General features: G+C 59.4%; 11 protein-coding genes and 2 pseudogenes. 4 read left to right on the forward strand and 9 right to left on the reverse strand.

What is annotated here, in order from left to right:
• Positions 1 to 204: 204 nt before the first annotated feature.
• The 5 genes and pseudogenes from Q1A59_RS16765 to Q1A59_RS16790 form a co-directional block, all read right to left on the reverse strand.
• Positions 205 to 513, reverse strand: coding sequence for a M48 family metallopeptidase (locus Q1A59_RS16765; RefSeq protein ID WP_299645268.1), 309 nt, complete (start codon positions 511 to 513; stop codon positions 205 to 207).
• A pseudogene (locus Q1A59_RS18190) lies at positions 510 to 1332 on the reverse strand (type I restriction endonuclease subunit R); the annotation flags it as partial. The pseudogene Q1A59_RS18190 and the gene Q1A59_RS16765, both read right to left, overlap by 4 nt.
• Positions 1333 to 1605: 273 nt before the next feature.
• Complete coding sequence (locus Q1A59_RS16780; protein WP_299645271.1) at positions 1606 to 1953, reverse strand: DUF86 domain-containing protein; 348 nt, start codon at positions 1951 to 1953, stop codon at positions 1606 to 1608.
• Complete coding sequence (locus Q1A59_RS16785; protein WP_299041678.1) at positions 1943 to 2242, reverse strand: nucleotidyltransferase family protein; 300 nt, start codon at positions 2240 to 2242, stop codon at positions 1943 to 1945. Before Q1A59_RS16785 ends, Q1A59_RS16780 begins: the two co-directional genes overlap by 11 nt.
• Positions 2243 to 2252: 10 nt before the next feature.
• Positions 2253 to 3860, reverse strand: a complete 1608-nt coding sequence (locus tag Q1A59_RS16790) for a type I restriction-modification system subunit M (protein ID WP_299645272.1) — start codon at positions 3858 to 3860, stop codon at positions 2253 to 2255.
• 439 nt (positions 3861 to 4299) lie between these two features.
• Here Q1A59_RS16790 and Q1A59_RS16795 point away from each other — a divergent pair, with 439 nt between their 5' ends.
• Complete coding sequence (locus Q1A59_RS16795; protein ID WP_298406528.1) at positions 4300 to 5436, forward strand: peptidoglycan DD-metalloendopeptidase family protein; 1137 nt, start codon at positions 4300 to 4302, stop codon at positions 5434 to 5436.
• Between the two features lie 48 nt (positions 5437 to 5484).
• Here Q1A59_RS16795 and Q1A59_RS16800 read toward each other — a convergent pair whose 3' ends face one another.
• Positions 5485 to 6612 (reverse strand): L,D-transpeptidase, encoded by a 1128-nt coding sequence (locus Q1A59_RS16800; protein ID WP_299645273.1) that lies wholly within the window; start codon positions 6610 to 6612, stop codon positions 5485 to 5487.
• Positions 6613 to 6745: 133 nt separating this feature from the next.
• Here Q1A59_RS16800 and prfB point away from each other — a divergent pair.
• Positions 6746 to 7850, forward strand: a protein-coding gene (gene prfB / locus Q1A59_RS16805) for a peptide chain release factor 2 (RefSeq protein ID WP_298406530.1) whose coding sequence is annotated in 2 segments (ribosomal slippage) — positions 6746 to 6814 and positions 6816 to 7850 — 1104 coding nt in all. Because the reading frame shifts where the segments join, the coding sequence is not laid out codon by codon here.
• The gene (locus Q1A59_RS16810; RefSeq protein ID WP_298406531.1) at positions 7850 to 8359 is read left to right on the forward strand and encodes an HIT domain-containing protein; all 510 of its coding nucleotides are present in this window, start codon (positions 7850 to 7852) and stop codon (positions 8357 to 8359) included. The genes prfB and Q1A59_RS16810 overlap by 1 nt, the downstream gene beginning before the upstream one ends.
• On the opposite strand, the gene Q1A59_RS16815 is transcribed toward Q1A59_RS16810, so the two are convergent.
• Positions 8337 to 8708: a response regulator gene (locus tag Q1A59_RS16815; RefSeq protein WP_298406532.1), complete on the reverse strand. Its 372-nt coding sequence runs from the start codon at positions 8706 to 8708 to the stop codon at positions 8337 to 8339. The genes Q1A59_RS16810 and Q1A59_RS16815 overlap by 23 nt on opposite strands.
• Before the next feature lie 136 nt (positions 8709 to 8844).
• Here Q1A59_RS16815 and Q1A59_RS16820 point away from each other — a divergent pair, with 136 nt between their 5' ends.
• Positions 8845 to 9288, forward strand: a complete 444-nt coding sequence (locus Q1A59_RS16820; RefSeq protein ID WP_298483256.1) for a thioesterase family protein — start codon at positions 8845 to 8847, stop codon at positions 9286 to 9288.
• Positions 9289 to 9311: 23 nt separating this feature from the next.
• Here Q1A59_RS16820 and Q1A59_RS16825 read toward each other — a convergent pair whose 3' ends face one another.
• On the reverse strand, positions 9312 to 10307 hold the full coding sequence (locus tag Q1A59_RS16825; RefSeq protein ID WP_299645274.1) for a bacterial transcriptional activator domain-containing protein: 996 nt from the start codon (positions 10305 to 10307) through the stop codon (positions 9312 to 9314).
• A 5-nt stretch (positions 10308 to 10312) separates the two neighbouring features.
• Positions 10313 to 10842 (reverse strand): annotated as a pseudogene (locus Q1A59_RS16830) (helicase); the annotation flags it as partial.

Genomic DNA, 10842 nt, shown 5'->3' on the forward strand with positions numbered 1-10842 from the left:
GTATCAGGCCAACGCCAGCAAGGATGGGCAAGTGTCGGCGCGCGTGGAGCGGCTGGGCAAAGTCGCCACCGGCATGTTGGGCGCGTGGTTCGGCTTCTTCCTGCTGGTCGGGTTGTACTCCACCTTCCTGCTGCGCTGACACGCCCGTTTGAATAGGCGCATGGGCAGGCTGAAGGCAGCGCCTTCGCCTGCCCATGTTGCCTTTTATTGCATCTGCAAGTAGGCTTTCAGCAGCACCTTGAACAGCCGGCCGTGATTGGGCACTTTGAGATGTAACAGCTCGTGGACGATCACCTCGCGACGAAAGGCGGCCGGTTGGCGCAACAACGCCTCATCGAATGTGAGGCAGCCTCTTGAGGAGCAACTGGCCCATTTGCGCTTCAGGGCGCGGATGCGCACCTCGCGCGGCCTGACACCGATCCGCCTCGCCCAAGCCTCGACCTCTGCTCGGAACAGGTCGCGCGGCACCGCATGTTCCAGCAGCTCCCACTGAGGCGCAGCCGCTTTTCTCATTCGGCGGCCCTCCGCAGCAGGTTCAGGATGGCATTGGCCCAGGGGACGACATCAACCTCCCGAACGCCGATGTCCAGCAAGGCGCGATAGAGCAAGGCGCGCAGGTCGCTCTCCTGTCGGCGGTCGCTCATCCAATGAGGGAATTCAGCAAAGGCGGTTTCCATCGCTTGCGCCACCCGAAGCGCCTGCCTAGGGTCAATTCGATGAGTGCGCAGCCACCACTCGACGGCGAAGGCCTGCGGCGCGTAGGGGCGACCGGACAGATCGCCCATCTTGCTGCGGCGTTCTTCTTCAGCCTCTTGGAGTTGCCGCACCAGCTCCTCTAGTTCACGCAGCGCTTGCTCTGATTCGATTTGGCGTTCCTCAAATCGGCGGCGGATTTCCTCGGCACGCTCGCCAATTGAGAGCAGGTGGGGCGCGGTGCTCCCCTGTTCGTCCACCAAATGGTGCAATTCTTTGAGCAAGTTGAAGACTTTGACCGTTTCAGGTTTTTTCCGCACGCAGTAGGTTCAGCAGTGCTGCCGGCCCCAGTTCGTAGGTCGCTTGCGGTTCGCGAATGGCGCCAACGTGACTGTGCTGCTGGACGATTTCGGCAGTCTTGCGCAAGAAGGATTTGTCCACTTGGACGTGCGGCTCGTAAGCGGCGCACAGCAGGCGGTACATCTCTAGCAGGCGTTGGTAATCCTCTAGGTATGGGCGCAAGAAAGTGTCGGGCGAGAGGATTTCATAGAGTTCTTCCAGTTCGCGGAAGAAGCGGTAGAAGGCTTCGCGTTGCTCTTTATCGCGAAAGCGCTGCAGAATTGCTTCGGCGAGTTTGTTGTGGTTCACCACAGAGAGCACAGATTCCACAGAGATTCTCTCTGTGCTCTCTATGTCACCTGGCTCAAAAACCGACTTTAGACTTTTGACTTCTCTGGAATACCCCCACTTTTCTCAATGTGTTCAAGACCCACGTAACGCATACTCGGTAAGTCTGTGGGATTGACTGATCTGGTTGATAGGCTACAAACCTCCCCCAACCTCACCACCTGCCACTCCTCAGGCAGGGGGCTGAGTTCGGTCATCTGGAAGCCGTCGGGCGGGTTCTCAATTTCATTCGCCATCTCTCAGCTCCTCCAGCAGACGGACGATTTGTTGTCTCAGCAGCGGCACGTCTTGAGTCGCCGTGACCCAAACAATGCGCCAGTCAACCGCAAAATACTCGTGCACAGCCAGGTTGCGGAAGGCGACGATGTCGGGCCAGGGGATGTCCTGGTACTGGTCGGTATAGCGCTTAGGTAAGCGTGCTGCTGCTTCGCCGATGACGATAAGTTTCTGCAGCACAGCGCTTTGCCTCAATTCATCCTGCATGAAGTCGGCTGAGCTGATTCCTCTCAGAAACCGCTCAATGGCATCCGCCGCTTCCACCATATCGGTTAGGTACAGGCGTTCAGGTCGCATAGATCACCTGTTCTTCGCGCAGTACAGCGTCGCGTATGGCAAGCTTGAGGCCCTCCCTAGGGACAAGGTCCACCGGCCTGCCGAACACTTCAGAGAGCTCCCGCGCCATGCGGCTTAAGGTGAGAAAACCCACGGCAGCATCCGCCTCAAACTCCACCAGTACGTCCACATCGCTTTGCGGATTGAAATCCTCGCGCAGCACTGAACCAAACAAGGAAAGCCGTTTCACGCGGTAACGCTGGCAGAACTCCTTAAGCTCCGATTCATGGATAGGAATAGCTAGGTTCATAGTAGGCTCTCTAATTTAGTCCTAAACTGAAGAGCACCTCGCGCAAAGCGCGCTCGGCTTCGGCGCGTTCCTCCTCGGCCTCCTCCAGCCGCACCAGCGCCTCCTCCGGCGGCAGGACCTCCTCCTTGCCGTTCACGCTCACGTAGCGGCTGGGGGAAAGGTTGTAATCGTTGCGCGCCGCTTCTTCGCGCGTAATGATGGCGGAAAGACCCTCCCGCGCTTCCCAAGCGTGATAGATTGCCGCAATCGTCTCAATTTGCTCCTCGGCTAGGTAATTCTTGGGGCGCCCTTTGGCGAATTGCTGGCTAGCATTGATAAGCAGGATTTGGCCGGGGTGACGCTTCTGGCGGTTCACGACGAGAATGACACCTGGCGCAGTGGTGTTATAGAAAAGATTTTCGGGCAAGAGAATCACCGCCTTGATCAGGTCGGCATCCACAAACTTCTTGCGGATGTCGCGCTCGCGGTTCGAGCCTTGGTTGCCGCTGCCGCGGCTGACCGCGCCCGTATCCAGCACCACCGCCATGCGGCCGCGTTCATTGAGCGAGGCCAGCATGTGTTGCAGCCAGCCCCAGTCGGCGCTGGAGGAAGGCGGCGCCCCGTAACGAAAACGCTCAAACGGGTCGTTCTCGTAGAGTTCCTGCGCAAACTTTTGATTCCACATCGGGTTGGCGGTGATCAGGTCAAAGGTCTGTAAGCGCCCGGCGGTGTCGCAAAAGGCGGGCTGGCGCATCGTATCGCCGAGACGGATGTCGGCCTCGATGTCGTGGATGACGGCGTTCATGCGCGCCATAGCGAAGGTGGCCGGGTTGATCTCCTGCCCGAAGATGCGCAGCGGGGCGATTTCCGATGGCAGCGTTGGGGCGAAAGATTTTTCGCCCATCGGGGCGAAAGATTTTTCGCCCACCGGGGCGAAAGATTTTTCGCCCTTACTGTACCTGTACCTCTTCACCAGCCGCAGGTGGCACTTGATGAGCAGTCCACCCGAACCGCAGGCCGGGTCATAGACCGTCATCCCCGGCTCTGGCTCCAGCAGGCGCGCCATGAGCACGCCGACCTCGCGCGGGGTGTAGAACTCGCCGGCCGATTGTCCCTGTCCCTCGGCGAATTTGCGCAAGAGGTACTCATAGGCGCGGCCGAGGATATCCGGCTCCACGTCGTACAGCCCCAACCGATGGCGCGAGAGCACCTCGATCAGCGCCGCCAGGTGCTCATCGGAGATGATGCGTTGACCGGCGGCGGTGGCGTTGAAATCCACCATGTCAATCACCCCGGCCAAGGATGGATTCTCGCGCGCCACGGCACGCACCGCGTCGGTTAGATACTGCCCTAGGCCGCTCGTCCGCCGGCGGATCGCCTCCCAGCGGGCGTGTTCGGGGATAAAAAAGCGCACAAGGCTCACATGCCCGCTCTGGCGTTCCTGCTCCAGCAAGTGGAGCAAAGTCTTTTCCCCGCCAAATTCCTGCGCGCGGCGCTTGATCTCATCGTCGAACACATCTGAAAGGCGCTTGAGGAAAATCAGCGGCAGGATGTAATCTTTGAACTTGGGTGCGTCCAACGGGCCGCGAATGACGCACGCCGCATCCCATAGCCAAGTTTCGAGAGTTTGGATATCCATAGCGAGCGTAGTTGGTAGTCGTCTTGCTAGCAATGATTCTCCGTAGGATTGGAGTATTATACTCTACTCTTGCACAGGTGGTGGGTTTTTGCCCCTGTCAGGCTATGAGGGCGGTGCGCGAGGTCGGGGTGTAAGGGTACAGCAGGCTTACCCTTCACATTCTACGATTTCTCGTCTGTGCCTTGACGGATGGGGGAATCAGCCGCGTGCTCCTTCTGTGTCGCATTTGACTATTGTGCCGACTCGTGGTATCTTGCCGCCGTGCCATATCGAAGATGATATTGGCAATATTTGTCATATACCTTGTTGTATATGACACAGCACTCCGCGACAGGACCATGTTCGTCCTGTTCTACCGTCGCACATGCAGTGCGGCGGCCTGATTCCGCGTTGAATGGCGTTTGCTCCTAGTTTGAGCAACGCCCGGAGGAACAACTGCATGATGATGCATTCGACGCACCGGCGTCGCGCTCTATTTGCGTTAAGCTGGTTGTTCGCCGTAATGCTCGTGATCGTTACCCAACCACTTCCCGTCGTCGCTGCCCCCATCCTCGTCCTTCCCACGCCACCCGGCGAACCATGGCGAATTATTCAGGGATACGCTTGCGGTACTCACACTGGCTGGGATCGCTATTCACTCGATTTGGCACAGGTGAATGGCCCTACCTATAACGCGCCGATTCGCGCGGCGGCATCTGGTACACTGTGGCATTGGGAAGCACGTAGCGGCACGATTATTCTCGCCCATGGCAATAACTTTTTTACAATGTATACCCATCTCAGCCGACCAGTAACGACCGAACGCGGGTATGCGTTTGCAGTTGGTGAGGTGCTTGGGTATGCAGGTGATCGTGGTTCACCGGGTATTCCCCATTTGCACTTTACGGCCTACACTGCCGGCGCGAATGGCTGGAGCGGACGGCAGTCAGTGCCGCTGAAGTTCGCCGAGGGTTACGATTTGCCGGAAATCGGTGGCTGCAATCAGCACGGCGGCAAGGTGTTGGTGGCAATGTCGCTGCAAGACCCGGTGGTGACGTTTACCAGCGCGGTGTTGCCGGCGGGATGGTATAACGTTGATCACCAGATCGATTTTCGCGTGGCGTGGGGTGGCGGCGGGCTGAGCCAAGCGTGGGATGTTGAGCCACCGGCTGATGCGCCGATGTTCCCCGGCGCTTACGATGGCTACGCTCGCTTGGCTGACATAGGTGAGGGGTGGCATACGCTCTATGTGCGGGCGTGGGGGCCTGATGGCCGCCAAACCTTGGCGAGTTATGGGCCGGTCGGGTATGACATCTCGCCACCGGTGTTGACGGTAACGCCGCAAACCCTCACGATTGCTCGCGATCAACCGATGACGTTGGTATGGTTGGCAGCAAGCGATCCGTTGTCAGGTGTGGCCGGGTATCGGCTGTACCTTGGCCCTGATCCAAACGGCGAGAGCGAGTGGTTTGTAAGCGATCCAAACGTAACGGTGCCGCCGTTGGCGCCCGGTACGTATCTGTTACGGGTAAAGCCGATTGATAACGCCGGTAATGTGGGTGCGTGGCAGACAGTGATGACCCTCGTGGTTGAGTAGCTCTCATCCCCAGCCCCTCTCTCGTTGCGCGGGAGAGGGGCAATATGTTTACCGCCGCACTACCACCGACGTGCCCACCGGCGCCCATTCGTAGAGCCATGCCGCCGCTTTGAGCGGCAAATTGATGCAGCCGTGGCTGCGGCGCACGCCGGTGCCAAATTGGTTGTGCCAGTAGGTGCCGTGCAGCGCGACACCGCCGACGATATACATCGCGTGCGGGACGCGGGGCACGACCCAGCATTCGCCACCAGCGCAGCCACGCATCGTCTGTTCGCGCACTTTGGCGTAGATGGTGAATGAGCCGACCGGCGTGTTGAAGCCGTCCCGTCCGGTTGAAACTGGCGCGTCGAAGACGATGCGGTCGCCGTCGAGCGCGTAGAGCCATTGGTCGCTCAGATCAACGATAATCAGCTTGTCGCCGGTGGTGCGGGTGACCGGTTGGGTAGGTTTGGGAGCCGGCGGTCTGGCTGCCGGTGCCGGGGTAGGCGTGGCGGCTGGGGCTGGTACAGGCGGCGTCGTTTGGGGTTGGCCGTTGGCATCAACCGGCAGCGCCTGACCGGCAGCGACTGGACTGAGGTCAATGCCGCGTAGGCGAGCGAGGTCGCGGCCTAAGTCGCTGATCCGCACCGCATTCGCCAGATCGGCGGGACGCGGATCGACTTCAAGCCGGGCCCGTTCAAAGTACTGTACCTGCCGCAACGCGCCGCCAACATATTCCCAGCGCGGTTCGCTGATCGGCAGGCCAAAGACATCGATCGCGCCGTGGGCTTCCCAGAAAGCGAGGAAGGGCGGCCCAAGCGTGTAGCCAGTCTCGGCGAAAAAGCGGCGACCGGGAGCGTTACGGATGGCAAGGGTGGGTTGGGGGAACGAGCGGCCCAGTGCAGCAGCGTACTCGGCCCCGACCCGGCCGCGTAACACCGCATTGTTGTGAGCCGGATGCAACTCGAGCCGGCCGCGCTCGAAATATTGCACCGTCAACTCGCCGTCGCGGAAGGGGGCGCTGATCGGTTGGCCGAGGGTGAGCGGCCCGTCGCTGGTCCGCCAAACCCTGAGAAAACCGTAGGTGTCATCAAGCCGCTGGCCGGTGGCGACAAAATAGAGCGCGTTGCTCTGCGCGTGTAGCGGCGCACCCCACAGCGCCAGCATCATTCCGGCTATCAACGCGAGATACCGCATCGTTGCACCGCTTTCTTCAACGTGAAGCCTTCACTTATTATACGGCAGGCGAAGCTGTGGTACCATAGGGAAAGCAGGGACATAGCGCTGCTATGTCCGCACGTGATGGGAACCTTCCATCTAAGGAGCGATCATGTTAACCGAATTACACGACGAACTCGAAACAGTCCGCGAGCGGTTTGCCAATCTGCGGGGGCATCTTTGACTTAGCGGCCAAGCAAGCCGAGATCGAACAGCTCGAAACACGCGCCGCCGATCCCGATTTGTGGAATACGCCACGCGCGGCGCAAGAGATTATGCAGCGGCTGACCCGTTTGAAGGAGGAGGTCACGCTGTGGAACGATCTTGAGCGCCGGATCACAAGCCTCGCTGAGCTGATCGAGCTGGCCGAGTTAGAAGGTGACGAGTCGCTGGCCAGTGATCTGACCGCCGAATTGCGCGCTATTCAGCGCGAGGTCGAACAGCGCGAGCTAGAGGTGTTGCTTAGCGGCCCCTACGATGACCGCGATGCCTTTCTTTCGATCCAGGCCGGGATGGGTGGCACCGATGCCCAAGATTGGGCGGCGATGCTGTTGCGCATGTATACCCGTTGGGCGGAACGGCGTGGTTATACCGTCAATCTGATCGACATAAGTGAAGGCGAAGAGGCAGGAATCAAAAGTGCAACCATCGAGATTCGTGGCCCGTATGCCTACGGCTATGCCCGCGCCGAAGCCGGTGTGCATCGCTTGATCCGGCTCTCCCCCTTTAATGCGGCCCATACCCGCCAAACAAGCTTTGCCCGCGTCGAGGTAATGCCAGAAGTGGACGATGCGCCGGAGGTGGAGATCAAGCCAGAAGACCTGCGGATCGATGTTTTTCGCAGCGGCGGTCATGGCGGTCAGGGAGTCAATACCACCGACTCGGCGGTGCGGATTACGCACTTACCAACAGGAATTGTGGTCGTGTGTCAGAACGAACGATCGCAGATTCAGAACCGCGAAATGGCGCTGCGCGTTTTGCGCGCCCGCCTGCTCGAACGCGAATTGCAGCGGCAGGCGGAAGAACGGGCTCGGTTGCGCGGTGAGTACCGTGAGGCGGCGTTCGGGAATCAGATGCGCACTTATTACCTCCACCCCTCAACGCTGGTCAAAGATCATCGCACCGATTATGAGACGAGCAACGTCCAAGCTGTGCTCGATGGCGATATTGATCCGTTTATCGAAGCCTTTTTGCGCGCAAACGTGCAGGAGTCGTGATGGAGATCAAATATACGCCGTGGCGCATGCGGTATATCAAGCGCGGTGAAACTGATGAGGGATGCGTGTTCTGCGTGATGGCTGCTGCCAATAGCGCCAGCGATGGTGAGCGGTTCGTGCTCTACCGCGGCCAGCACTGCTTTGTGGTGATGAATATTTATCCCTACAACACGGCCCACCTGATGGTGGTGCCGTATCTGCACGTTGCCGATCTTACGATGCTTGATAGTAGCGTTGCCGGGGAATTGTTTACCTTAACGCAACAGTGCGTTGCCATCATACAGGGTGAGTATGCACCGCACGGCTTCAACCTTGGCATGAATTTGGGGCGTGTGGCCGGCGCTGGGATCGCCGATCATCTGCATATGCATATTGTGCCGCGCTGGAACGGCGATACCAACTTTATGCCGATCATTGGTGATACCAAGCTGATCCCTGAAGCGCTGGAAGAGACGTATACGCGACTGCGCCCGCATTTTGCCGCGCTTAGCTCAGCGTCCGCTCAATAAGATCGACGAGATGCGATATCTCGAACGGTTTTTGAATAATGACAGCGCCTTCAGCCTCAAGATCGGCAAACCATGGCTTGCGGCTGAGTGCCGTCATGAGAATAATGGGAATGCCATCGTCTTGCAGACGTTCTTTGATGCGCTGGAACGTCTCGACGCCATCCATGTTGGGCATCATGATGTCGCTTAACACGAGACTGGGTGAGAGGTTTTCAAGCATTCGCAGCCCTTCAAGACCGTCACGGGCTAATACAACATCGTAGCCGGCATTGCGAAGGGCCAATGATAAGATACTCTGGAGCCCGAGATCATCATCGATGATGAAGATAGTGCCTTTATTTGCTGACATATCTGTTTCCTTGTCAGTCATGGTTTTGGAAGGGGTTGGGATGGACATGAGCAGGTCGGTGTTTGTTGTGCGCCATTATACCAGAGAGTAACCGGGTAGGTGTTGGGAAATTAAGAGTGATACGAGGAGTAAGTGCATGACTCGTCCGGTGCCGGCAGTGCTGGCCGAATATCCGTTTCATTACCCGATTGAAGTGCGCTTTCGTGATCTTGATGCGCTTGGTCACGTCAATAATGCGGTCTATGCGACGTATCTCGAATCGGCTCGGATCGCATATTATCAGCGTTTGGTGAGTGGTTCACTCGATCGGTTGGGTATTATTCTGGCTGAACTGACGATTCGTTACAAAGCGCCGGCCCATTTTGGCGATGAGTTGCTGGTGGGCGTGCGGGTTAGCCGGATTGGTGGCAAGAGTTTTACCATGGATTACGCAATTGCCCGCCTTGGCGATGGCGCGCTGATCGCGACGGCGCAATCGGTGTTGGTGGCCTACGATTACGCTGCCGGTCGTAGTGTGCCGGTGAGCGACGAGTTCCGCACTCGTGTCGCTGAACTGCAAGGCAGGCTAGCCGGATCGTAGCGGCGACGCGGCTCTTCATCGCTCTACTCCGCTAATTCGTGGTAGAGCTGCACAACTGGGTCGTCGCGTTTGCGGCGGGGGTTGATGCCGGCGGCGGCAAGGTAGCGCTGGTAGACGCGCTGCATCTCTACCGGCAAGCCGAGCCGGTGGCTGGCGCGCAAGTGCCAGTTTACCACGGCGGCTGCTCGCGGTTCGAGGCTTAAGACGCGCTGGCAGTAGTGCAAACATTGCTGATCGTTACCGGTAGCGTAAGCATGGGCGGCCAGCCGTTCGCCGGATAGCACCGCCTTGCTGAGCAGGCTCGCTCGCCGTTCGGCGGCCCACTGCTGCGAGCCGGCAATTCCATCCATGTACTGCCCGTCGTACAGATCTAGCACGTATTGGTAAGACGAGAGCGCCGCATCAAGGCCCTGTTCATCAGCGGTTTTGACGGCGAGATCGAATGTCCGTTCCAACAGATCGGCATCGCTGCGGTATAGATCGCTGTTGAGCGCGCAGCGTTGCCGATTGGTATGGAGTAGATGCGTGGCGAGATCACTGCCGCCGCATTGATGTAGCACTTGTCGCAAGGCGGTCAGGGTACGGGCTATGCTGCTTGCGCTGGCCGCGCCGCCCCAAATGGCCGCCGCAATCTCGCTGCGCGTGGCCCCGCTGGCGCCGCAATGCACCAGATAGGCGAAGATGCCTTGCACCTTGCGCCCGCCAGCCTTCCCGCCATCACTTTGCCCCCATTGATCCGGTTCGATTGGGCGGCTGTCAATAAAGACTTGGAAATCGCCAAGGCAGCGCACGTAGATGCCACGGAATGGGCGAAGCTCGACCCGTAGACCGGTAATGTCTCTGATGTTGGTTAAGGCTGCGCGCGCTTGTTCACTCAGCGCCGGATCGTCGAGTAAGCGGCGCAGGTAGGTAAGGGCGCGGTTGCCATAGTGGGTAAGCAGAATAGTGGTGGCTTGCCGGCGCACAAGCGGGTCGGTATGGGTCAAGAGCGGCAGGTAAAGTGTGACAGGATTGGACATAGCTGCTACTCATCGTGATCAGGCTCCTCTGGCGGGAGGCGGCGGACAATGTTGACTGAGGGATCAATGCGCAGTTCACCATACTCGTCAAACTCAACCAAGAGGATTTCGCGATCGCCGCTGAACATGCTGAAGCGCACTTTACCGGCTCCATACGGCATACAGATGATCCGGTCGCCGGGCTGGAAACGCGGTTCGGGCGGCGGGGCGCTAGCGGTTGGTTGCGGCGTAGCCGGTGCGGCGGGTTCGGCGCGCGAGCGACGTTGGCGCAGACGGGCCAGTATCGCTTCGGCGTCGGGCGTGGTTGGCTCTTCGGTCGGCGGTGGGTTGACCGGCTGCGCTGGCGGCGAGCGATCAGGTTGATTACGCACCGGTGTCCGTTCGGGTGGCCGGCTGTATCGGTTACGTGCATTGCCGCTGGCGCGGGCGGCGCGGGCGGGCGGCTCGGCGCGGGCGGGCGGCTCGGCGCGGGCGGGCGGCTCGGCGCGGGCGGGCGGCTCGGCGCGGGTGGGCGGCTCGGCGCGGGCGGGCGGCT

Origin of the sequence: uncultured Chloroflexus sp., assembly GCF_937951745.1 — a bacterium.
In the GTDB taxonomy this organism is placed as follows: Bacteria; Chloroflexota; Chloroflexia; order Chloroflexales; family Chloroflexaceae; genus Chloroflexus.